Below are 22678 nucleotides of genomic sequence, written 5' to 3' on the forward strand. Positions count from 1 at the left end.
CTGGACCGTTCAGTCGGTCAGCGCCGCGACGAGGCGGGCGACGCCCGCCGCGCGGTCGCGCAGGTGCAGCCGCACCGCCGGGCGGCCCACCGAGCGCAGCGCCCGCAGGTCGCCGAACGCCTGGGCCAGTTGCAGCTCCCGCAGGCTGTACGGCCTGCCCGGCACCGCCACGTCGCGCGGCGCCTCCCCGGTGAGCTGCAGGAACACCCCGTTCTGCGGCCCGCCCTTGTGGTACTGGCCGGTCGTGTGCAGCAGCCGCGGCCCCCACCCGAACGTGACCGGGGCCGGGCGCTTGCGGATCGCCTCACCGCGCGCGGCCAGCAACCCGCGCAGGCCCGCCGCCGCCGCGTCGCCCTCCCGGTCCAGGTACGCCATGACGGCCAGGTAACCGCCGTCGGGCACCGCCTCCAGCAGGGCCTCCAGCACGCCGGTCAGGTCGGTGACGCCCCGCACCAGCTCCTCGGGGGCGTGCACCTCCACCTCGTCGCACACCAGCGCCGGAACGCGGCTGATCACGGTGGGCGCCAGGCCCTCCTCGGCGCGCAGCAGCGCCGCGGTGTTGCGCTCGGACGCCCGCACGTCCGGCTGGTCGAACGGATTGACGCCAAGCACCCGGCACGCCACCGCCGTCGCGTACTGCCACAGCAGGAACTGCGCGCCCAGCGGCCCGGACACGCCCAGCGCCGTCTCCTCGCCGAACGGCCCGTGCGCCGCCGGATCGTCGGGGCGGGTCCCCAGCACGACCCGCCGCACGTCCTCGGCGGGCTCGAACCCGGGCGCGTCCACGCCCTCGACCACCACCGGCAGCAGGCCCCGGCCGTCCTTGCCGGTCGACTCGGCGACCAGATGCTCGATCCAGCCGTCCAGGCCGCGAAGGCCGGACCCGTTGTCGGCGATCAGCAGCTTGTCCCGGCCGACCAGCGCCGAGGCGCCGAGGACGGCGCCCAGCGCCAGCGCCGGGTTCTCGTAGGGCTGGGCCAGCACCGGGACCAGCTCCGCCGCGTCCTCCAGCAGCCCGGCCACGTCCGCGCCCGCCAGCGCCGCGGGCGCCAGCCCGAGCGCCGACAGCGCCGCGTACCGGCCGCCGACGTCCCCGGGCGCGGGCAGCAGCCGGTACCCGGCCGCGCCCGCCGCCTCCGCCAGCGGCGAGCCGGGATCGGTGACGACCACGAACCGCCGCGCCAGGTCGGCGCCGGTGATCCCGGCCTCCCCGAACGCGGCCTCGAACACCCGGCGCAGCGCGTCGGTCTCCACGTTGTCGCCCGGCGGGTCGGCGACCACCACCAGCGTGCGCAGCGGGTCGCCGTCCAGCGCCCGGCCCACCTCCAGCGGATCGGTGGTGTCCAGCACGGTCAGCGGCACGCCGCACGTGCGGGCGATCACCTCCGGTGCCAGCGCGGCGCCCCCCACGCCCGCCAGCACCACCCGGTCCAGGCCCGCGTCACGGGCCGCGCCGGCCAGCTCGGCCAGCCGCGCCGGCAGCGCCCGCGACCGCTCGGGCAGCCGCAGCCACCCGAGCCGCCGGGACGCCTCCCGCGCCGCGTCCGGGCCCCACAGGCCCGCGTGCCCCGAGGTCAGGGAGCGCGGCACGCCGTCGGAGACCAGGCGCGACAGGATCGTCTCGCTCTCGTCGACGACGGCGCCCCGGATGGTGACCGAGACACCGCCCGCGGTCACCACCGCGGTCATGGCCGGCACCTCCCGGGCCGGCCGTCGGAGACGCGACCGCCGCTCCCCGGCGTCACGCGCCGCCCCCGCCGGGCGCCTTGTCCTCGAGCTCGCGGCGGATCGTGCCGAGCATCTCGCTCCAGGACGCCTCGAACTTCTCCACGCCCTCGTCCTCCAGCACGCGCACCACGTCGTCGTAGTCGACGCCGACATCCGCGAGCGCCCGCATGTGCGCCCGCGCCTCGTCGTAGGCGCCCTGGACGGTGTTGCCGCGCACCTCGGCGTGGTCGGCGGTGGCCTCCAGCGTGGCCTCCGGCATGGTGTTGACCGTCCCGGGCGCGATCAGCTCGTCCACGTACAGCGTGTCGGGCAGGTTCGGGTCCTTCACGCCGGTCGACGCCCACAGCGGACGCTGCGGACGCGCCCCGGCGTCCTTGAGCGCCTGCCACCGGTCGGAGCCGAACTTCTCCTCGTACAGCGCGTACGCCAGCCGGGCGTTGGCCACGCCCGCCTTGGAGCGCAGCTTCGCCGCCTCCTCCGAGTCGATCTTGTCGAGCCGCTTGTCGATCTCGGTGTCGACCCGGCTGACGAAGAACGACGCCACCGAGGCGATCTTCGACAGGTCCAGCCCGTTCGCCCGGGCCTTCTCCAGCCCCTCGAAGAACGCGTCGATGACCTGCCCGTACCGCTCCAGCGAGAAGATCAGCGTGACGTTCACGCTGATGCCCTCGGCCAGCGCCGCGGTGATCGCGGGCAGCCCCTCCACGGTCGCCGGGATCTTGATGAACAGGTTGGGCCGGTCCACCATCCACCACAGCGCCCGCGCCTCGGCGACCGTCTTCTCGGTCTCGCGGGCCAGCCGCGGGTCGACCTCGATGGAGACCCGCCCGTCCAGGCCCTCGGTGCGGTCGTACACCGGGCGCAGCACGTCGCAGCCCCACCGGATGTCGTAGGTGGTGATCGCACGGGACGCCTCCTCCACGTCCACGCCCCGCACCGCCAGGTCGCGGACCTGGTCGTCGTACGCCGAGCCCTTGCCCAGCGCCTTGGCGAAGATCGTGGGGTTGGAGGTCACCCCCACCACGTTCTTCTCCCGCACCAGCTGTTCCAGGTTGCCGGTGCGCAGCCGCTCCCGGCTGATGTCGTCGAGCCAGATGGACACGCCTTCGGCGGACAGCCGCTTCAACGTCTCACTCATCGTTCCTCCTGCTCGGGGGTCGCGATCGGGATACGGCGCTCAGTTGCCGGTGGTCTCGCCGCGCCCGGCGCCCTCGGCGTGCGCCTTGATCAGGCTGGCCTTGGCCGCGGCCACCACCCGCTCGGCGGTCAGCCCGAACTGCTGGAACAGCGTCTTGTAGTCGGCCGAGGCGCCGAAGTGCTCCAGGCTCACCGACTCGCCGGCGTCCCCGACGTAGCCGCGCCAGCCCAGCGCCACCCCGGCCTCCACCGAGACCCGGGCCCGCACGGCCGGCGGCAGCACCTGCTGCTTGTAGGACTCGTCCTGCGCCTCGAACCACTCCACGCACGGCATCGACACCACGCGCGTCGGCGTGCCCTCGGCCTCCAGGATCTCCCGGGCCTCCAGCGCCAGCTGCACCTCGCTGCCCGTGGCGATCAGGATCACGTGGGGCCGCCCGCCGTCGACCTCGGCCTCGGCCAGCACGTACCCGCCCTTGGCGGTGCCCTCGGCCGACGCCAGCCCGTTGCCGCGCTCGACCGTCGGCACCTTCTGCCGGGTCAGGCACAGCCCCGCCGGGCGGTCGGTGTGCTGCAGGATCGTGCGCCAGGCCACCGCGGTCTCGTTGGCGTCGGCGGGGCGCACCACGTCCAGCCCGGGGATCGCGCGCAGCGCCCACAGGTGCTCGACCGGCTGGTGCGTCGGGCCGTCCTCGCCCAGGCCGATGGAGTCGTGCGTCCACACGTACGTCACCGGCAGCTTCATCAGCGCCGCCAGCCGCACCGCCGGACGCATGTAGTCGCTGAACACCAGGAACGTGCCGCCGTACGGGCGGGTGCCGCCGTGCAGCGCGATGCCGTTGAGGATCGCGCCCATCGCGTGCTCGCGCACACCGAAGTGCAGGGTGCGGCCGTACCGGTGCCCGGGGAACTCCTTGGTCTGGAACTCCTCCGGGATGAACGACGGCTCGCCCTTCATCGTGGTGTTGTTGCTCTCGGCCAGGTCCGCCGAGCCGCCCCACAGCTCCGGCAGCACCGGCGCCAGAGCGTTCAGGATCTGCCCGGACGCGGCGCGGGTGGCCAGCTCCTTGCCCGGCTCGAACTCCGGCAGCGCCTTGGTCCAGCCGTCGGGCAGGCGGCGCTCGGCGAGACGGTCGAACTCGGCGGCGCGCTCGGGGTTGTCCTGCCGCCACGCCTTGAACGCCTTGGTCCACTCCGCGCGCAGGGCGCGGCCCCGGTCGGCGACCTGGCGGGCGTGCGCGAGCACGTCGGCGGGCACGTCGAACGTCTTACCGGGGTCCAGGCCGAGGACGCGCTTGGTCGCGGCGACCTCGTCGGCGCCCAGCGCCGCGCCGTGGATCTTGCCGGTGTTCTGCTTGTTGGGGGCGGGCCAGCCGATGATCGTGCGCAGCGCGATGAACGACGGGCGGCTCGTCTCGGCGCGCGCGGCCTCCATCGCGGCGGCCAGCGCCTCGACGTTCTCGTGGTAGTCGCCGCCCTCGGTCCAGTCGACGTGGTGCACGTCCCAGCCGTAGGCGGCGTACCGGGCGCGCACGTCCTCCGACAGCGCGATCGCGGTGTCGTCCTCGATCGAGATGTGGTTGTCGTCGTACAGGACGACCAGGTTGCCCAGCCGCTGGTGACCGGCCAGGGCGCTGGCCTCGTGGCTGATGCCCTCCTCGATGTCACCGTCGGAGCAGATCGCCCAGATGGTGTGGTCGAACGGGGAGGCGCCCGGATCGGCGTCGGGGTCGAACAGGCCGCGCTCGCGGCGGGCCGCCATCGCCATGCCGACCGCGTTGGCGATGCCCTGCCCCAGCGGGCCGGTGGTGGTCTCCACGCCCGCGGTGTGACCGTGCTCGGGGTGGCCGGGGGTGAGGCTGCCCCACTTGCGCAGCGCCTTCAGCTCGTCCAGCGTCAGCGGGTAGCCCGACAGGTAGAGCTGGATGTACAGGGTCAGGCTGGAGTGCCCGCAGGAGAGCACGAACCGGTCGCGGCCGGGCCATGAGGGGTCGGTGGGGTCGTGCCGCAGGAAACGCTGGAAGAGCAGGTAGGCGGCGGGAGCCAGGCTCATCGCCGTGCCCGGGTGACCGGAACCCGCTTCCTCCACCGCGTCCATGGCGAGGGCGCGGATCACGTCCACGGCCCGCCGGTCCAGGTCGGACCATTCAAAGGTGCTGCTGTCCCCAGTCACGGAACGCCAGGCTCCTCTCGAACCACTGTCTCGGATTGTCGTGTGCGATGTGCGCGGCGCCGCCGCGCTCGCCCCGCCCCTAGGCGCAACGTGGCCCAGCCCGCGTGTTCTTCCCGCACGGCCCGGACCCCTCGCCCGACCTGCGGCCGCGCGTGGGAGCGCGATACCGCTCGGCCGTCCTCGGACGGCGTCCCGCCGTGGCCGGTGAAGATCATGCTTCGCCGGTCCGAGCCTAGCGGACCGCCGTGCCGTCTCCGTTGACGTCCGTACAGGCGGCGGGGGGCGTGCCGCATTGACGACCCTTGCCCGATCGCCTTCGGCCCTAACCCCCCGCCCGGGTGAACTCCAGGGGGACGCCGCGTCCCACCGACGGCGCCGTCGACACGCCCCCGGGCCCTCCCCTCGGCCGCGGCGCGTCCGGTGACCCGGTGCGTGACCCCGGCAGGGGGCGGACTACAGTGATTGCGCGGTCGCTCCAAGCGGCCGCGGTCGTTTCACCGAACCGAGGTGCGACCCAAAACGCGGGGGCGCCGCCGAGGTGGTACGCGAATCTCCTATGCCTAGCTGAACGTGGACCGATTGTGACGGTGCTCAGTAACAAGTACGCGGTCGATCTCGCCGACGAGATGCCGACCGGGATGACCCCCGAGGCGCCCGCGCTTCCGCCGGCCGCGCAGGCCGCGGCCGGGCGGCGCCCGCTGCCCGAGCTGCTGCGGGCCTACGTGGCGCTGACCAAGCCCCGCGTCATCGAGCTGCTCCTGATCACCACCATCCCGGTGATGTTCCTGGCCGCCGGGGGAGTCCCGCCGCTGGGCACCGTGCTGGCGACGCTGGCGTTCGGCACCCTGTCCGCCGCCGCCGCCAACGCGATCAACTGCTACATCGACCGCGACATCGACGCCAAGATGCGCCGCACGCGCCGCCGCCCGCTGGCCCGCGCGCAGGTGACCCCCACCGAGGCGCTGGTCTTCGGCATCGCCCTGGCCGTCGCGTCCACCGTCGGGTTCCTGCTCACCGTCAACGCGCCCGCGGCGGCGGGGGCGGCGTTCGCGATCCTGTTCTACATCTTCGTGTACTCGCTGCTGCTCAAGCGGCGCACCTCGCAGAACGTCGTGTGGGGCGGCATCGCCGGCTGCATGCCGGTGCTCATCGGCTGGACCGCCATCACCGGCGAGCTGGCCTGGACCCCCTTCGTGCTGTTCGGCGTGGTGTTCCTGTGGACGCCCCCGCACACCTGGACGCTGGCCATGCGCTACCGCGAGGACTACGCGGTCGCCAAGGTGCCCATGCTGCCCGTCGTCGCGGGCGAACGGCGCGTCATCGTCGAGTCCCTGATCTACACCTACGCCACCGTCGCGTGCTCGCTGCTGCTGTGGCCGGTCGGGGGGATGGGACCGGTGTACGGCGGTGTGGCCGTCGTGCTCGGCCTGGTGTTCCTGGCCGAGGGGCACCGCCTGCTGAAGGCCGTCCGGGCGGGCGTCACGGGCGTGCACCTGCGCCCCATGCGCTTCTTCCACCTGTCGAACGTGTACCTGGCGCTGCTGTTCACCGCCGTCGCGATCGACCCGCTGCTGCGCTGACCCCCGCCGCCGCGCCGGCCCCCGCGACCGTGCCGACCCCGCCGCCGTCGCGGGCGACGCGCGCTTAGCGCCCGGCCGACGGGCCGGTTACGCTCGCGACATGGCACGCGTAGACCCCAAGGCGGTCCTGGAGGGACGGATCCCCGGGCGCCCGCCGATCGGACTGATCGCCGGGCTCACCGTCTCCTCGCTGTGCGCCCTGGCCGCGCTGGGCGTCTCCGCCCTGTACGGCGGGGCCGGCTTCTGGACCGGGCTGGTCCTGGCGATCCTGCCGATCCCGCTGCTGATCGCGCTGATGCTCACGCTGGACCGGCTGGAGCCCGAGCCGCCGCGCACGCTGGTGTTCTCGTTCATGTGGGGCGCCGGGGTGGCCGTGCTCGGCGCGCTGGTGCTCAACACCCTCGGCATGATCTACGTCACCGTGCCGGTGTTCGGCGAGGCCGAGGGGCACTTCGTCAGCGCCGTGCTCGGCGCCCCGCTGATCGAGGAGACCCTCAAGGGCGCGGTGCTGTTCGGCCTGCTGTGGTTCCGCCGCAACGAGATCGACGGCGTCGCCGACGGGCTGATCTACGCGGGCATGGTCGGCCTCGGGTTCGCGATGATGGAGAACGTCACCTACTACATGCGCGCCTTCGACGAGGGCGGCGCGCACCAGCTCGGCGCCGTGTTCGTGCTGCGCGGCATCGTCGCGCCGCTCAGCCACCCGCTGTTCACCTCCATGACCGGCCTCGGCGTCGCCTACGCCGCCACCCACCGCCGCGGCCGCGTCGTCGTCCCGCTGATCGGCCTGTTCGGCGCGATGCTGCTGCACGGCATGTGGAACGGCGCCACCACGTTCGGGCTGGGCGGCCTGGCCGTGGTGTACGTCCTGGACTTCTGCGTCCTGCTCGTCCTGGTCATCCTCGTGGTGGTGGACCGTCGCGGCACCGTCCGCCGCATCGAGACCTACCTGCCGATGTACGCCGGCACCGGGCTGGTCACGCCGCAGGACGTGCAGATGCTGCGCTCCATGCAATCCCGCCGGATCGCCCGGCGCTGGGCCCGGATGGTCGGCGGCCCCGGCGCGGCCCGCGCCATGGCCGACTACCAGCTGGCCGCCACCGAGCTGGCGCTGCTGCACAAGCGCGTCGAACGCGGCGTCGCCGACCCCCGGTGGTTCGACGCGCGCCGCGACGCGCTGCTGAACCTGATGGCGCTGGCCCGCCAGGCGTTCCTGCGGACGCCGCCGCCCGCCGCGCCGCCGTGGGCGCCGCAGGGGCCGTCCGGCTTCATGCCGCCGCACAGCCCCTACGGCCGCTGACGGCGGCTACCGCGGGGGCGGATCCAGGTCACGACGGACCGCCAATACGATGAATGGCGTGGCCGACGAAGTGCTGTCCCTTTTCTCCAGAGCGCGTGACGCCGTGTGGCGTCCCACCCCCGCGTCGATGCGGCTGCTCGCCCTGTTCGGAGTGATCGGCAACGCGGGGATCATCGCGACCGGCGGCGCCGTGCGGGTCACCGAGTCGGGCCTGGGGTGCCCCGAGTGGCCCAAGTGCACCGGCGACAGCCTCGTCCCCACGCACAGCCCCGAGCATCCGGCCGTCAACATGGCCATCGAGTTCGGCAACCGGATGCTGACCTTCCTGGTGCTGGCGATCGGGCTGCTGGTGTTCGTCGCGGCCCTGCGGCTGCGGCCCCGCCGCCGCGACCTGCTGCTGCTGGCCGCCGCCCAGCCGCTGAGCGTGGTCGCCCAGGCGATCATCGGCGGCATCGTGGTGCTGACCGAGCTGCACCCGACGTCGGTGTCGCTGCACTTCCTGGTCTCGCCCGCGCTGCTGATCTTCTGCGTGGCGCTGTGGGTGCGCGCAGGGGAGGGCGACGCGGCGCCGCGCGCCCTGGTCGGCCCGGCCGTCCGGCGCATCGCGCAGGCGCTGGTCGTCGCCACCGGCGCCGTCCTGATCGCGGGCACCGTCGTGACCGGCACCGGCCCGCACGCGGGCGACGCCGACTCCCGCCGCTACGGCTTCAACATCGAGGACGTCACCCGCGTCCACAGCCTCCTGGCGTGGGTCACCGTCGCCCTCACCGTCACGCTGCTGGCCGCCCTGCACCGGACGAACGCGCCCCGCGACGTGCGCCGCCACACCCTGGAACTGTTCGGGCTTGAGCTGGGCCAGGGCGTGCTCGGCTACGTCCAGTACTTCCTGGGCGTGCCGGCCCCGCTGGTGGTGCTGCACATGCTCTGCGCGGCCCTGATGTGGATCGCCGTGCTGCGCGTCCTGCTGTCCACGCGCGACCGCGGCCCCCTGCCCGTCCCGGCCCCCACCCCCACCCGGACCAAGGCCCCACAGCCCGCCTGACCCGGCCCCCGCTCGTGCGGCCGCACGAAACCGCATCGCCGCGGCGAGCCTTCGGCGCCCTGCTGAAAGACGCCCGCCGAAAGACGCGCGCGACCCGGCTGCGGCGCATCAGCGCCCGGGCCGTGGCGCCGACCGCCGACGCGGAGCGCCTTCGTCGGCGGGCAGCGCGCCGAGCACCTGGTGCCCGGCGCGGGCCTGTCAGGTTTTGCGCAGGAAGGCGCGGAGGCGGTCGAGGGGCCAGGTGTTGATGACGTCGTCGGGGGTCAGCCAGCCGCGCTGGGCGGTGCCCACGGCGTAGCGGATGTTGCGGTGGTGGCCGACCGCGTGGGCGTCGGTGTCGATGGAGAACTTGACGCCGAAGCGCTTGGCGCGGCGGATCAGGTCGGCGGGCAGGTCCAGCCGGTCGGGGAAGGCGTCGATCTCCAGTGCCGTGCCGGTGCGGGCGGCGGCCTTGAAGACCTCGTCCCAGTCGGCGTCGACGGGCGGCCGCCTGCCGATCAGGCGGGCGGTGGGGTGGCCGATCACGTGGACGTGCGGGTTCTCGCAGGCCCGGACCAGGCGGCGGGTCATCTCGGCCTTGTCCTGGGTGAAGTGCGAGTGCACCGAGGCCACGCAGACGTCGAAGCCGGCGAGGAAATCGGCGTCCCAGTCGACGCCCCCGTCGGGGTCGATGTTGAGCTCGGTGCCGTGCAGCAGCGTCAGCCCGGGGTGGCGCTCCTGAAGCGCGCGGATCTCCTCGCGCTGGGCCAGCGCCTTCTCGTCGGTCATGCGCTGCATGAACAGGTTGGGCGCGTGGTCGGTGACGGCGTAGTACTCCAGGCCGCGGCCGGCGGCCGCGGCGACCATGTCCGCCAGCGACGCGGTGCCGTCGGTCAGGTCGGTGTGGCTGTGCAGGTCGCCGCGCAGGTCCTCGACGGTGACCAGGCGGGGCAGGTCCCCGGCCAGCGCGGCCTCGATCTCGCCGCCGTCCTCGCGCAGCGCCGGGGGGATCCACGGCAGGCCGAGGCGCTGGTAGACCTCCTCCTCGGTCTCGGAGACGATCAGCTCGTCGGTGCCGGCGTCGAACAGCCCGTACTCCGACAGCTTCAGCCCGGCGCGGACGGCGATCTCGCGGGTGCGGATGTTGTGCGCCTGCGAGCCGGTGAAGTACTGCAGCGCCGCCCCCCACGACTCGGGCGGGACGACGCGCAGGTCGACCTGCAGGCCCTTGACGGTGCGCACGGAGGTCTTCTTCTCGCCGCGCGCGATGACCTCGGTGACGTAGGGCAGCGCGGTGAACGCCTCCATCAGCGGACCCGGGTCGCCGGAGGCGGCCAGCACGTCGATGTCGCCGATCGTCTCGCGCATGCGGCGCAGCGACCCGGCGTAGGTGCAGCGGACGCACCCGGTGACCCGCGACAGCTCGGCCACGATCTCCTCGGCGAGGTCGGCGGCCACGTCGATGAGGACCCGCTCGCCCGCCTGCTGCATCAGCTCGATGCCGTGCAGGATGTTCTCCTCGGTCTTGGCGCCGAAGCCCCGCAGGTCGCGCAGCCGGCCCTGGCGGATCGCCTCGGCCAGCTCGGGCACCGAGGAGATGCCGAGCGCCTCGTAGACCGCCATGGCCTTCTTCGGCCCGAGCGTGGGGATCGAGGTCAGCGCCCGCACCCCCGCCGGGATCTGCGCGCGCAGCTCCTCGACCTGCCGGATGGTGCCGGTGGCGAGGTAGTCGAGCAGCTTCTTGGCGATCGCGTCGCCGACGGTCGGGATCTTCTTCAGCCCGGCCAGGTCGAGCCCGGAGATGTCCTCGGGGTAGCCCGCGATCGCCCGCGCCGCCTTCTCGTACGCCCGGATCTTGTACGCGTCGCCCCCGGTGATGGACAGCAGATCCGCCAGCTCCTGGATGAGGTCCGCCGCCTCGTCGTTCGCCCGTGCCATATCGGCAGTCTAGGAGCCGGGTACGACGTTCCGCCGGGCCGCCGGAGCCGGTGCCGCCGGGGTCAGCGGAGCGGGGCGACCGGGCCGTCGGGGCGCTCGTAGCGGCCCTGGACGACCTCCTCGACGATCTCGGTGACCTCGTCCTCGGACAGGGCGCGGAAGCCGTCGGCGGTGGCGACCGCGACCGTCGGGTAGATGCGCCGTTGGCGGTCCGGGCCGCCGGTGGCGGTGTCGTCGTCGGCGGCGTCGTAGAGGGCGTGCACGCACACCGCGGCGGCGTCCCGCTCGTCCAGGCCGGGCCGGTAGAGCTTCTTCAGCGCGCCGCGGGCGGACGGGGAGCCCGACCCCTCGGCGTGGAAGTCGCGGGCCTCCTGCGGGGAGCCGGTGATGTCGTAGGTGAAGATGCGGCCGCGGTCCTCGTCGGGGTCGTATCCGGCGAACAGCGGCACCACCGCCAGGCCCTGCATCGCCTGGGCGAGGTTGGCCTGCACGACGGCGCCGAGACGGCGGGCCTTGCCCGCCAGCGACAGCCGCGACAGCTCCATCTTCTCGTAGTGCTCCAGCTCGACCTGGAACAGCCGCACCATCTCCATCGCCAGCCCGACGGTGCCGGCGAACGCGACGATCGAGTACTCGTCGGCGCGCTGCACCTTGTCCAGCTCGCGGTAGGCGATCTCGTGGCCGCGGGTGGCGCGGCGGTCGCCGGCCATCATCACGCCGCCGTCGTAGACCAGCGCCAGCACGGTCGTGCCGTGCGGCAGGTCCGGCAGCGTGCCGCCGTCGCGGCCCACGCGGTTGACGGGCAGCAGGTCGGGGGAGTGGACGCGCAGGAAGTCGACGAACGACGCCGATCCCGCCTCGAAGAACTCGGGCGGCAGTCCCTGCTCGTCGGCGCGGCCGGTCACGGCGGCTCCTTTCCGGTTCGTCCTGCGGGTGATCCTTTCACGGGCCGGCGCCGTCCCGCCACCGTGCCGCGGCCGGTCAGGCGGACGGCTCCTCCCGGCCGCGGGTGGCGCCGACGCAGGCGACGATGACGCATCCGATCGCCGCCCACTGGCGGCCCGACAGCACCTCGCCGAGCAGCGCCACCCCGATCAGGGCGGCCACGGCGGGTTCCAGGCTCATCAGGATGCCGAACACCCGGGCGGGCATGCGCCGCAGCGCCTCCATCTCCAGGCTGTAGGGGATCACCGACGACAGCAGGCCCACGCCCAGGCCGAACAGCAGCAGCTCCGGGTCGAGCATCGCCTCGCCGCCCGCGGCGATCCCCACGGGCATGATCGCGACGGTGCCAACGATGCTGGCCACGGCCAGGCCCGTCGAGCCGGGGAACCGCTGCCCGGTCGCCGCGGTCAGCAGGATGTAGGCGGCCCAGCAAACCCCGGCCAGCAGCGCGTACGCGATGCCGACCGGATCCATCTCGCCGCCGCGCGCCAGCATCAGCACGCCGGTGAAGGCCAGCACCGCCCACACCGCGTCGCGTGCCCGCCGCGACCCCATGATGGCCACGGCCAGCGGCCCGAGGAACTCGATCGTCACCGCCACGCCCAGCGGGATGCGGGAGAACGCCTGGTAGATGGAGAAGTTCATCAGCGCCAGCGTCAGCCCGAACCCCGCGACCACGGCCCAGTCGCGCCGGGACCTGCCGCGCAGCGTGACCCGCAGCGCCCCGCGTGTGACGAACGCCAGCACCACCGCCGAGGTGAGCAGCCGCAGCGAGACCACCGCGTCCGGGGGCAGCCGGTCGAACATGTGCTTGGCCAGTCCCGCGCCCACCTGCACCGACAGGATGCCGAGCAGGATCAGCGCGGGCGGCGGCACGGTGCCCAGGGACAGCGGGCGCGCACGTCCCGCGAACCCGCCGGGACGTTCGTACGAGCCGGGGGCCTCAGCGAGCGCCACGGATCACTCCCATCGGAAGAAGCGGGCGGCCAGGGCCAACCCGGCGGCCGCCCACACCGCCAGGACCAGCAGCGGGCCGCCGGGGAACGCCGCGCCGTCGCGCAGGACGTCGCGCAGCCCCTCGGCCAGCGCCGAGATCGGCAGCAACTCCAGCGCGTCCCGTATTCCCGCGGGGAACTCGTCCAGGGGGAACACCACGCCGCCCACCGCGAGCAGCAGGATGTAGACCAGGTTGGCGGCGGCGAGGGTGGCCTCGGCGCGCAGCGTCCCGGCCATGAGCAGCCCGAAGCCGCTGAACGCGGCGGTGCCCAGCAGCACCAGCGCCAGCACCGACAGCGGGTCGCCGTGCGGGCGCCAGCCCATGGCCGCGGCGACCGAGCAGATCACCGCCGCCTGCAGCACCTCCACCGCGACCACGGTGAGGGTCTTGGCGGCGATCAGCCCGGACCGCGGCAGGGGGGTGGCGCCGAGCCGTTTGAGGACGCCGTAGCGCCGCTCGAAGCCGGTGCCGATGGCCTGGCCGGTGAACGCGGTGGACATCACCGCCAGGGCCAGGATGCCGGGCGTCAGGAAGTCCACGCGCGGCCCCGGGCCGAGGTCCAGCAGGGACGTGGCGCCGAACAGCGTCAGCAGCACCACGGGGATGATCAGCGTGAGCAGCAGCTGCTCGCCGTTGCGCAGCAGGGTCCGCAGCTCGTAGCCGGTCTGCGCGAGGATCATGCGCGGGACGGGCGCGGCGCCGGGCGCGGGGGTCAGGTCGAGGGCGTCGTGCCGCGCGGGCTCGTGCGCGGTCTCGTGCGGGGCGGGGGTCATGACCGCAGCTCCCGTCCGGTCAGTTCCAGGAAGACGTCCTCCAGCGTGCGGCGCTCGATGCGCAGGTCCTCGGTCATGACGCCGTGGGAGGCGCACCAGGCGGTGACGGTGGCCAGCAGTTCGGGGCTGACCTCCCCCTCGACCAGGTAGTGCCCGGCGGGCGACTCCTTGGCGGCGCTGCCCGGCGGCAGCGCCGCCAGCAGCTCCTCCAGGCCCAGGCCGGGGCGCGCGCGGAAGCGCAGCTGCCGCTCGGCGCCGGTCAGCTCGGCCGGGCTGCCCTCGGCGACGACGCGGCCGTGGTCGACGATGACGACGTGGTCGGCGAGGCGCTCGGCCTCCTCCATGTGGTGCGTGGTCAGCACGATCGACACCCCGGCGGCGCGCAGCCGCCCGACCAGCTCCCAGGTGGCGTGCCGGGCCTGGGGGTCCAGCCCGGTGGTGGGCTCGTCGAGGAACACCAGCTCGGGACGTCCCACGACGGCCACCGCCAGCGACAGCCGCTGCTGCTGCCCGCCCGACAGGCGCCGGAACGGCGTGCGCGCGTGCGCGGCCAGTCCGAGCAGGTCGAGCAGGGCGGCCGGGGCCAGCGGACGGGTGTGGAACGAGGCGACCAGGCGCAGGAACTCGCCCGCGCGTGCCGTGCCGGGCACGCCGCCGGACTGCGGCATCACCCCGACCAGCGGCTTCAACGCGCGCGCGTCGGCGACCGGGTCGAGACCCAGCACGCGGACCGTTCCGGCGTCGGCGCGGCGGAACCCCTCGCAGATCTCGATCGTGGTGGTCTTGCCCGCGCCGTTGGGGCCGAGCAGCGCGGTGACGGCTCCCCGGGCGGCGCGCAGCGACAGACCGTTCACCGCGACGGTCCGGCCGTAGCGTTTGACCAGGCCGTCCAGCTCGAGCGCGCTGCCTCCGGGGGGTGCCATGGAGTCGAGTTTAGGTCCGGGCGCCGACACGGCCGTGCCCGGTGTCCCGGATACGGCCCCGCACCCGCCCCGCCCGCGCCCCGTCCGCGCCTCCCCACGCTCCGCCGAGGCCCTCGCCGGCCCTTCCGGCCGCGGCCCGTCGTCGCCGCCACCCGATCCGGACTGTCAAAGGTCAGGCACGAGTCAATAAACTGGCTGTTTACGTGCAAGTTTGCGTTGGGGGGAAGACATGGCGCTGTCGCCGTCGGAGTGGCAGATCCTGAAGGAGCTCGCCGAACGGACCGCCGCCGAGGACCCGGACTACGTCCAGCGGCTGGCGACCTTCGGCAGCCACGAACCGTGCGAGGCCGCCGTGCCGGCACGCGGGCGGGTGCTGGTGCCGGCTGTGGCGGCGGGCGCCCTGGTGGTGCTGGGCTTCGTGGTGACCGCCGTCGCGGTCGCGGGGTTGGAGGCCGCGGGCGGGCGCAGGCGCGCCTCGTCCGGCCGTTTCCGCCGCTGAGCCGAATACCCCGCGGTCATTTTTGTTCAGTGTGACTGCTGTGACTCGAGAGGAAAGTGAAACGGCGCGCGAACCCCGTCGCACACGCCGCTCGCCACTTCTTAGGTAAGCCTTACCTGCGTGACCTACGACATCGGGATCGGGGTTGGTCGCGGGGAAGGAATTACGGCACACTGATGTTGTGAAAAACGTGAGCGAGGAACCGACGAGGACGCAGACCGCCGCCGCGCGGTCCGGCGTGCCGTCGCAGGGCCACGCCATGGGGGCGGGGGAGCGGCACGGCACGGCCGAGCGCGACACCCGCGCCCGGGTGGCGCGGCTGATCCTCGAGCACGGCCCGATCACCGCCTCCGCGCTGGGCGAACAGGTGGGGCTCACGCCCGCCGCGATCCGGCGGCACCTGGACGCGCTGCTCGCCGAGGGGATGATCGAGGTCCGCCGGGCCCGGCCGCAGGCGCGGCGCGGGCGCGGCCGCCCGGCCAAGTGGTTCGCCATCACCGACGCCGGGCGCAGCGCGTTCGTGCACGCCTACGATGACCTGGCGACCGCGGCCCTGCGCTTCCTGGCCGAGAAGAACGGCGACCGCGCGGTGGCCGAGTTCGCCCGCCGGCAGATCGCCGACCTGGAGCGGCGCTACCACCCGGTCGTGCAGGCGGCCCCGCCCCACCAGCGGGTCCGCAAGCTGGCCGAGGCGCTGTCGGGCGACGGGTACGCGGCGGCCGCGGCCGAGGCGCCCCGCCCCGGCGGCGGCGAGCAGCTGTGCCAGCACCACTGCCCCGTCGCGCACGTGGCGGCGGAGTTCCCGCAGCTGTGCGAGGCCGAGACCGAGGCGTTCAGCCGCCTGCTGGGCACCCCCGTCCAGCGCCTGGCGACGATCGCCCACGGCGACGGCATCTGCACGACCCACGTGAGCCCGCGGTCCCTGTGCGAGGGGGCCGCCGCGTCGCCGTCCGAGCGGTCGCAGGCCTCGCCGTCTCCGGCGGCGGACGCGGGGAGTGGCTCCCCCGAAATGAATCTGACCAGTGACGAGGAGTCCGGGAGGACCTCCCTATGACCACGGCAGCCCACCCCGAACTGGAGGGGCTCGATCGGTACAAGTTCGGTTGGGCCGACCCCGACACGGCCGGCGCGTCGGCGCGCCGCGGCCTGAACGAGGAGGTCGTGCGCGACATCTCGGCCAAGAAGGGCGAGCCCGACTGGATGCTGGACCTGCGCCTCAAGGGGCTGCGGCTGTTCTCCAAGAAGCCGATGCCCACCTGGGGTTCGGACCTGTCCGACATCGACTTCGACAACATCAAGTACTTCGTCCGCTCCACCGAGAAGCAGGCGGCGAGCTGGGAGGAACTGCCCGCCGACATCAAGAACACCTACGACAAGCTGGGCATCCCCGAGGCCGAGAAGCAGCGGCTGATCGCCGGCGTGGCGGCCCAGTACGAGTCCGAGGTGGTCTACCACAAGATCCGTGAGGACCTTGAGGAGAAGGGCGTCATCTTCCTGGACACCGACACCGGGCTGCGCGAGCACCCGGAGCTCTTCCAGGAGTACTTCGGCTCGGTGATCCCCGCGGGCGACAACAAGTTCGCCGCGCTGAACACGGCGGTGTGGTCGGGCGGCTCGTTCATCTACGTGCCGCCGGGCGTGCACGTCGAGATCCCGCTGCAGGCCTACTTCCGGATCAACACCGAGAACATGGGCCAGTTCGAGCGGACCCTGATCATCGTCGACGAGGGCGCCTACGTGCACTACGTCGAGGGCTGCACCGCGCCGATCTACAAGTCGGACTCGCTGCACTCGGCGGTCGTGGAGATCATCGTCAAGAAGGACGCCCGCTGCCGGTACACGACCATCCAGAACTGGTCGAACAACGTCTACAACCTGGTCACCAAGCGCGCCGTCGCCTACGAGGGCGCCACCATGGAGTGGATCGACGGCAACATCGGCTCCAAGGTCACCATGAAGTACCCGGCGGTGTACCTGCTGGGCGAGCACGCCAAGGGCGAGACGCTGTCGATCGCATTCGCCGGCGAGGGCCAGCACCAGGACGCGGGCGCCAAGATGGTGCACGCCGCGCCCAACACCTCCTCCACCATCGTCTCCAAGTCGGTGGCGCGCGCCGGCGGCCGCACCTCCTACCGGGGCCTGGTGCAGATCCAGGAGGGCGCCCAGCACAGCAAGTCCACCGTCAAGTGCGACGCGCTGCTGGTCGACCAGATCAGCCGGTCCGACACCTACCCGTACGTGGACGTGCGCGAGGACGACGTGGAGATGGGCCACGAGGCCACCGTCTCCAAGGTGTCGGAGGACCAGCTGTTCTACCTGATGAGCCGGGGCCTGAGCGAGGACGAGGCCATGGCGATGATCGTGCGCGGGTTCGTCGAGCCGATCGCGCGCGAGCTGCCCATGGAGTACGCGCTGGAGCTGAACCGGCTGATCGAGCTGCAGATGGAAGGGGCGGTCGGCTGATGGGCCTGGAGTCCGGCACGCCGGTGTCGACCCTGCACGAGAGGTCGTCCTACAAGGTCGGCGACTTCGAGGTGCCCACCGGCCGCGAGGAGGAGTGGCGGTTCACCCCGCTGCGCCGCCTGCGCGGCCTGCACAACGGCACCGCCGCCGAGGGCGGCAAGGTCATCGTGGACGTGGAGGCCGCGCCCGAGGTGACGGTGGAGACCGTCGGCCGCGACGACGAGCGCCTGGGCAGGGCGTACGTCCCGGCCGACCGGGTCAGCGCGCAGGCGTGGGAGTCGTTCGACCGCGCCACCGTGATCACCGTCCCGAAGGAGACCGTGGCGACCACGCCGACCGTGGTGCGGCTGCGCGGCGAGGACGCCTCCGGCGCCGTCTACGGGCACACCACCGTCGTGGTCGAGCCGTTCGCCGTGGCGACCGTGGTGCTCAGCCACCGCGGCTCGGCCACCTACGCCGACAACGTCGAGTTCGTGGTCGGCGACGGCGCGTCCCTGTCGGTGATCAGCCTGCAGGACTGGAACGACGACAGCGTCCACGTGTCGCACCAGCACGCCCGGCTCGGCCGCGACGCCCGCTTCACCGGGCACAACGTGTCGCTGGGCGGCGACCTGGTGCGGATCTCCCCGTCGGTGTCCTACACCGGTCCCGGCGGCGACGCCGAGTTGTACGGGGTGTACTTCGTCGACGGCGGCCAGCACCTGGAGCACCGGCTGCTGGTCGACCACGCCGTCCCGCACTGCCGCAGCCGCGTCGACTACCGCGGCGCCCTGCAGGACCAGGACGCGCACGCGGTGTGGATCGGCGACGTGATCATCCGCGCGGAGGCCGAGGGCACCGACACCTACGAGCTGAACCGCAACCTGGTGCTGACCGACGGCACCCGGGTCGACTCGGTGCCCAACCTGGAGATCCTCACCGGCGAGGTGGTCGGCGCGGGGCACGCCTCGGCGTCCGGCCGGCTCGACGACGAGCACCTGTTCTACCTGCAGGCCCGCGGCATCCCCTGGGACGAGGCGCGCCGCATGGTGGTGCGCGGGTACCTCGGCCAGCTGATCGACAAGATCGAGGTCGCCGAGGTGCGCGAGAAGGTCGCCGAGGCGATCGAGGCCGAGCTGGACCAGGGGGCGGGTGAGTGATGCCGTACGTCAAGGTCTGCCCGCTCGCCGACGTCCCGGCCGACGGGGCGCTCGGCGTCGAGGTCGGCGACACCCCGGTGGCGCTGGTCCGCACCGGCGACGAGGTGTTCGCCGTCAACGACATCTGCTCGCACGCCGAGGTGTCGCTGTCGGAGGGCGAGGTGTACGACGGCACGATCGAGTGCTGGCTGCACGGCTCGTGCTTCGACCTGCGCACCGGCAAGCCCACCAACCCGCCCGCCACCCAGCCGGTCGCCACGTACCGGGTGAAGGTGCAGGACGGCGACGTCTACGTCTCGCTCGACGGCGACGACGAGTAGCCCGCCGACTCGGGCGACGAGCGGCCGCCACCACGAGACCGGCTCCGGACACGACAGAGAGTTCACAAGACATGGCCACCCTAGAGATCCGCGACCTGCACGTCTCCGTCGGCGAGGGAACCGACGGGGCCAAGGAGATCCTGCGCGGGGTCGACCTGACCGTGCGGTCCGGCGAAACCCACGCGATCATGGGGCCGAACGGCTCCGGCAAGTCCACCCTCGCCTACGCCATCGCCGGTCACCCCAAGTACGAGGTGACCGCGGGCACCGTGACGCTGGACGGCGAGGACGTCCTGGCGATGAGCGTCGACGAGCGCGCCCGCGCCGGGCTGTTCCTGGCGATGCAGTACCCGGTCGAGGTGCCGGGCGTGTCGGTGTCGAACTTCCTGCGCTCGGCGGTCACCGCGGTGCGCGGCGAGGCGCCCAAGCTGCGCGAGTTCTCCAAGGAGATGCGGCAGGCGATGCAGAACCTGTCCATCGACCCGGCGTTCGCCCAGCGCAGCCTGAACGAGGGCTTCTCCGGCGGCGAGAAGAAGCGCCACGAGATCCTGCAGCTCGAGATGCTCAAGCCCAAGATCGCGGTGCTGGACGAGACCGACTCCGGCCTGGACGTCGACGCCCTGAAGGTCGTCTCCGAGGGCATCAACCGCTTCGGCTCGGGCACCGACACCGGCGTGCTGCTGATCACGCACTACACCCGCATCCTGCGTTACGTGAAGCCCGACTTCGTGCACGTGTTCGCGGGCGGCCGGGTCGTCGAGGAGGGCGGTCCGGAACTGGCCGAGATCCTCGAGAACGAGGGCTACGAGAAGTACGTGAAGGCTGGCGCGTCACTATGAGTCTGCTGCCCGAGGAGATCAAGAAGGACTTCCCGCTGCTGTCGCGCACCGTGCGGGGCGGGCGGCCGCTGGTCTACCTCGACTCGGGGGCCACCTCGCAGAAGCCGACCGCGGTGCTGGACGTCGAGCGGGAGTTCTACGAGCGGCACAACGCCGCCCCGCACCGCGGCGCGCACCTGCTGGCCGAGGAGGCCACCGAGCGGTACGAGGCGGCGCGCGCCACCATCGCCTCGTTCATCGGCGGGACGCCCGGCGAGATCGTGTTCACCAAGAACGCCACCGAGGCGCTCAACCTGGTGGCGTACGCGATGAGCAACGCGGCCACCGCCGGTCCCGAGGCCGAGCGGTTCCGCGTGGGGCCGGGCGACGAGATCCTCATCAGCGAGATGGAGCACCACGCCAACCTGGTGCCGTGGCAGCAGCTGTGCCAGCGCACGGGCGCCACGCTGCGCTGGTTCGAGCTGACCGAGGACGGCCGTCTGGACCTCGACGACCTCGACACGCTGCTCAACGAGCGCACGAAGCTGGTGGCGCTGACGCACCAGTCCAACGTGCTGGGCACCGTCCCGCCGATCGAGCGGATCGCCGAGCGCGCCCACCAGGTCGGCGCGCTGCTGGTGCTGGACGCCGCGCAGTCGGTGCCGCACCAGCCGGTGGACGTGTCCCGGCTGGGCGCCGACTTCCTGGCCTTCTCCGGGCACAAGATGCTCGGCCCCACCGGCATCGGCGTGCTGTGGGGCCGCCGCGAGCTGCTGGAGGCCATGCCTCCGTTCATCACCGGCGGATCGATGATCGAGGTGGTGCGGATGGAGGGCTCGACGTTCGCGCCGCCGCCGCAGCGCTTCGAGGCGGGAGTGCCGATGACCGCGCAGGCCATCGGCCTGGCCGCGGCGTGCGACTACCTCACCGGCATCGGCATGGACCGCGTACACGCCCACGAGGAGGCGCTCGTCGCCTACACGCTGGAGCGGCTCGGCGAGATCCCCGGCGTGCGGGTCGTCGGCCCGCTCACCACCGAGGCGCGCGGCGGCGCGGTGTCGTTCACCGTGGACGACATCCACCCGCACGACGTCGGGCAGGTCCTGGACGAGCTGGGCGTGGCGGTCCGCGTCGGCCACCACTGCGCCTGGCCGATCTGCCGCCGGTACGGCATCCCCGCCACCACCCGGGCGACCTTCTACCTGTACAACACCCTGGCGGACGTGGACTCCCTGGTCGACGGGGTGCGCAAGGCGCAGGAGTTCTTCGGAAGACGCTGAGCCCCGCGCCGGTTGTACCCCCAGACGGACGTCTCCGGCGCCCCGCCCCGGCGGGAACGTCCACCGGAAGGAAAGGAAGCCATGCAGCTTGAGGCGATGTACCAGGAGGTCATCCTGGATCACTACCGCAACCCCCACAACAAGGGGCTGCGGGAGCCGTACGAGGGCGAGGCGCACCACGTCAACCCGACCTGCGGCGACGAGGTGACGCTGCGGGTGCACCTGGAGGGCGACGGCCAGGACGCCCGCGTCGCCGACGTCTCGTACGACGCCTTGGGCTGCTCCATCAGCCAGGCCAGCGCCTCGGTGATGACCGACCTGCTGATCGGCCGGTCGGTCAAGGAGGCGATGGCCGTCGGCGACGAGTTCCTGGCCCTCATGCAGTCGCGCGGCCAGGGCGAGCCGGACGAGGACGTGCTGGAGGACGCGGTCGCGTTCGCCGGGGTGTCCCAGTACCCGGCCCGGATCAAGTGCGCCCTGCTCGCCTGGATGGCGTGGAAGGACGCGACCGCCCGAGCTCTCGGAGAGGCATCATGAGCGACATTCCCGGCACCGACACCCAGCCCGCCGCCGACACCCCGGCGGCCGGCGAGGGGGGCGTCGCCGAGGAGGAGATCCTGGAGGCGCTCAAGGACGTGGTCGACCCCGAGCTGGGCATCAACGTCGTGGACCTCGGCCTGGTCTACGGCGTCCACCCGGACGCGGACGCGATCACGTTGGACATGACGCTGACCAGCGCGGCCTGCCCGCTCACCGACGTCATCGAGGACCAGGCCGCCAGCGCGCTGGACGGCATGTTCAAGGACGTGCGGATCAACTGGGTGTGGCTGCCGCCGTGGGGTCCCGACAAGATCACCGAGGAGGGCCGCGAGCAGCTGCGCGCCCTCGGCTTCAACGTCTGACCCGCCGGCGGACCGCGTCCGGGGCCACGCGCGGCCCCGGACGCGTCCTGGCGCCGGTGCCCGTCCCGCCCGTCGTCACCAGCGGGATCCGCCGCGACCGCTCGTCGCGGCCGCGTCCCGCCCGTCCCCGCCGCCGTCGCCATGATCCGTAGGGTCGCCGTGGCCCTTGGGACGGGCCGGCCACAGCGTGTGCGTGATCGGCCACAGCGACCAGATCGCCAGGATCGTCGTCAGCCGCAGCGCCCAGCCGAGCAGCGCCTCGGTGCGGTCGGCGTCGCCCACCATCGCGATCATGCCGAGCAGCACCCCGCAGCCGATCGCCCAGGCGATCGCCGCCTTGCCGAACTCGCGCCATTCGTAGCGGGTGCGCTCGGGGGCGTACCGCGGTTTGCCCTTGGGCGGCGGCCCGCCGGCGAAGCGGTGTGCGAACCGCTCGTCCGCCCACCGCACCCAGCTGTGCCCGAACGCCACCGAGTAGCCCAGGTAGGCCGCCGAGAGCCCGTGCGCGAACCCGGCCGTGGCGCCGCCGCGCAGGTCGATCACCGTGGCGGTCAGCAGCACCACGTCCAGCAGCGGGACGCTCACCAGCAGCACGGCGCTGACGCGGTTCCACCGCAGCAGGTAGCGGGTGGCCAGCCCGGCCGCCAGCAGCACCCAGAAACCGATCTCGCAGGCGGCGATGATCGCCAGGAGCATGGTCCCTCATTCCCTCGTCGCCCGGCCGTCGCCGGGCGTCCTCCCA

Annotated in this window: 21 protein-coding genes; 12 read left to right on the forward strand and 9 right to left on the reverse strand. The window is 73.0% G+C overall.

The features are described 5' to 3' along the window. Positions 1-9: 9 nt before the first annotated feature. The 3 genes from ABD811_RS11075 to tkt are packed head-to-tail and all read right to left on the reverse strand — an operon-like array spanning position 10 to position 5038. Positions 10-1689, reverse strand: a complete 1680-nt coding sequence (locus ABD811_RS11075) for a glucose-6-phosphate isomerase (protein WP_344944874.1) — start codon at positions 1687-1689, stop codon at positions 10-12. A 52-nt stretch (positions 1690-1741) separates the two neighbouring features. After that, positions 1742-2866, reverse strand: a complete 1125-nt coding sequence (tal, locus tag ABD811_RS11080) for a transaldolase (RefSeq protein WP_344944877.1) — start codon at positions 2864-2866, stop codon at positions 1742-1744. A gap of 39 nt (positions 2867-2905) precedes the next feature. Further along, positions 2906-5038: a transketolase gene (tkt, locus tag ABD811_RS11085; protein ID WP_344944880.1), complete on the reverse strand. Its 2133-nt coding sequence runs from the start codon at positions 5036-5038 to the stop codon at positions 2906-2908. Between the two features lie 581 nt (positions 5039-5619). Between tkt and ABD811_RS11090 the strand changes: the two genes are divergently transcribed. The 3 genes from ABD811_RS11090 (at position 5620) to ABD811_RS11100 (ending at position 8960) form a co-directional block, all read left to right on the forward strand. Then, positions 5620-6618, forward strand: coding sequence for a heme o synthase (locus tag ABD811_RS11090; protein WP_344944882.1), 999 nt, complete (start codon positions 5620-5622; stop codon positions 6616-6618). Between the two features lie 100 nt (positions 6619-6718). Next, a complete protein-coding gene (locus tag ABD811_RS11095) occupies positions 6719-7918 on the forward strand; it encodes a PrsW family intramembrane metalloprotease (RefSeq protein ID WP_344944885.1) in 1200 nt (399 codons plus the stop codon). A gap of 58 nt (positions 7919-7976) precedes the next feature. Beyond that, positions 7977-8960: a COX15/CtaA family protein gene (locus ABD811_RS11100; protein ID WP_344944888.1), complete on the forward strand. Its 984-nt coding sequence runs from the start codon at positions 7977-7979 to the stop codon at positions 8958-8960. A gap of 198 nt (positions 8961-9158) precedes the next feature. On the opposite strand, the gene polX is transcribed toward ABD811_RS11100, so the two are convergent. The 5 genes from polX to ABD811_RS11125 form a co-directional block, all read right to left on the reverse strand. Further along, positions 9159-10877, reverse strand: a complete 1719-nt coding sequence (gene polX / locus ABD811_RS11105) for a DNA polymerase/3'-5' exonuclease PolX (protein ID WP_344944891.1) — start codon at positions 10875-10877, stop codon at positions 9159-9161. A 62-nt stretch (positions 10878-10939) separates the two neighbouring features. Beyond that, on the reverse strand, positions 10940-11782 hold the full coding sequence (gene prcB / locus ABD811_RS11110) for a proteasome subunit beta (RefSeq protein WP_344944894.1): 843 nt from the start codon (positions 11780-11782) through the stop codon (positions 10940-10942). Positions 11783-11858: 76 nt separating this feature from the next. Then, positions 11859-12779: an EamA family transporter gene (locus tag ABD811_RS11115; protein ID WP_344944896.1), complete on the reverse strand. Its 921-nt coding sequence runs from the start codon at positions 12777-12779 to the stop codon at positions 11859-11861. A 3-nt stretch (positions 12780-12782) separates the two neighbouring features. After that, on the reverse strand, positions 12783-13592 hold the full coding sequence (locus tag ABD811_RS11120) for an ABC transporter permease (protein WP_344944899.1): 810 nt from the start codon (positions 13590-13592) through the stop codon (positions 12783-12785). Next, positions 13589-14515, reverse strand: coding sequence for an ABC transporter ATP-binding protein (locus tag ABD811_RS11125; RefSeq protein ID WP_344944902.1), 927 nt, complete (start codon positions 14513-14515; stop codon positions 13589-13591). Before ABD811_RS11125 ends, ABD811_RS11120 begins: the two co-directional genes overlap by 4 nt. A 229-nt stretch (positions 14516-14744) precedes the next feature. Between ABD811_RS11125 and ABD811_RS11130 the strand changes: the two genes are divergently transcribed. The 9 genes from ABD811_RS11130 to ABD811_RS11170 all read left to right on the forward strand — a co-directional run bounded on the left by ABD811_RS11130 (position 14745) and on the right by ABD811_RS11170 (position 21936). Further along, positions 14745-15014: a DUF3040 domain-containing protein gene (locus ABD811_RS11130; RefSeq protein ID WP_344944904.1), complete on the forward strand. Its 270-nt coding sequence runs from the start codon at positions 14745-14747 to the stop codon at positions 15012-15014. A gap of 259 nt (positions 15015-15273) precedes the next feature. Continuing rightward, positions 15274-16068: a helix-turn-helix transcriptional regulator gene (locus ABD811_RS11135; RefSeq protein ID WP_344945130.1), complete on the forward strand. Its 795-nt coding sequence runs from the start codon at positions 15274-15276 to the stop codon at positions 16066-16068. Continuing rightward, positions 16065-17477 carry a Fe-S cluster assembly protein SufB gene (sufB, locus tag ABD811_RS11140; protein WP_344944906.1) on the forward strand — a complete coding sequence of 471 codons (1413 nt, stop codon included), beginning with the start codon at positions 16065-16067 and terminating at the stop codon, positions 17475-17477. Before ABD811_RS11135 ends, sufB begins: the two co-directional genes overlap by 4 nt. Then, entirely contained in the window at positions 17477-18616 is a 1140-nt protein-coding gene (sufD, locus tag ABD811_RS11145; protein ID WP_344944909.1) for a Fe-S cluster assembly protein SufD, read from the forward strand. Before sufB ends, sufD begins: the two co-directional genes overlap by 1 nt. Further along, on the forward strand, positions 18616-18936 hold the full coding sequence (locus tag ABD811_RS11150) for a bifunctional 3-phenylpropionate/cinnamic acid dioxygenase ferredoxin subunit (RefSeq protein ID WP_344944912.1): 321 nt from the start codon (positions 18616-18618) through the stop codon (positions 18934-18936). Before sufD ends, ABD811_RS11150 begins: the two co-directional genes overlap by 1 nt. 71 nt (positions 18937-19007) lie before the next feature. Then, positions 19008-19775 (forward strand): Fe-S cluster assembly ATPase SufC, encoded by a 768-nt coding sequence (gene sufC, locus ABD811_RS11155; protein WP_344944915.1) that lies wholly within the window; start codon positions 19008-19010, stop codon positions 19773-19775. Further along, complete coding sequence (locus ABD811_RS11160; RefSeq protein WP_344944918.1) at positions 19772-21034, forward strand: cysteine desulfurase; 1263 nt, start codon at positions 19772-19774, stop codon at positions 21032-21034. The genes sufC and ABD811_RS11160 overlap by 4 nt, the downstream gene beginning before the upstream one ends. Before the next feature lie 81 nt (positions 21035-21115). Continuing rightward, on the forward strand, positions 21116-21571 hold the full coding sequence (gene sufU / locus ABD811_RS11165) for a Fe-S cluster assembly sulfur transfer protein SufU (protein WP_344944920.1): 456 nt from the start codon (positions 21116-21118) through the stop codon (positions 21569-21571). Continuing rightward, entirely contained in the window at positions 21568-21936 is a 369-nt protein-coding gene (locus tag ABD811_RS11170; protein WP_344944923.1) for a metal-sulfur cluster assembly factor, read from the forward strand. Before sufU ends, ABD811_RS11170 begins: the two co-directional genes overlap by 4 nt. 75 nt (positions 21937-22011) lie before the next feature. Here the strand turns inward: ABD811_RS11170 and ABD811_RS11175 are convergent, their stop codons facing one another. After that, complete coding sequence (locus tag ABD811_RS11175) at positions 22012-22632, reverse strand: hypothetical protein (protein ID WP_344944926.1); 621 nt, start codon at positions 22630-22632, stop codon at positions 22012-22014. Positions 22633-22678 lie beyond the last annotated feature (46 nt).

Source organism: Actinomadura miaoliensis (genome assembly GCF_039536785.1).
Taxonomy (GTDB): domain Bacteria; phylum Actinomycetota; class Actinomycetes; order Streptosporangiales; family Streptosporangiaceae; genus Spirillospora; species Spirillospora miaoliensis.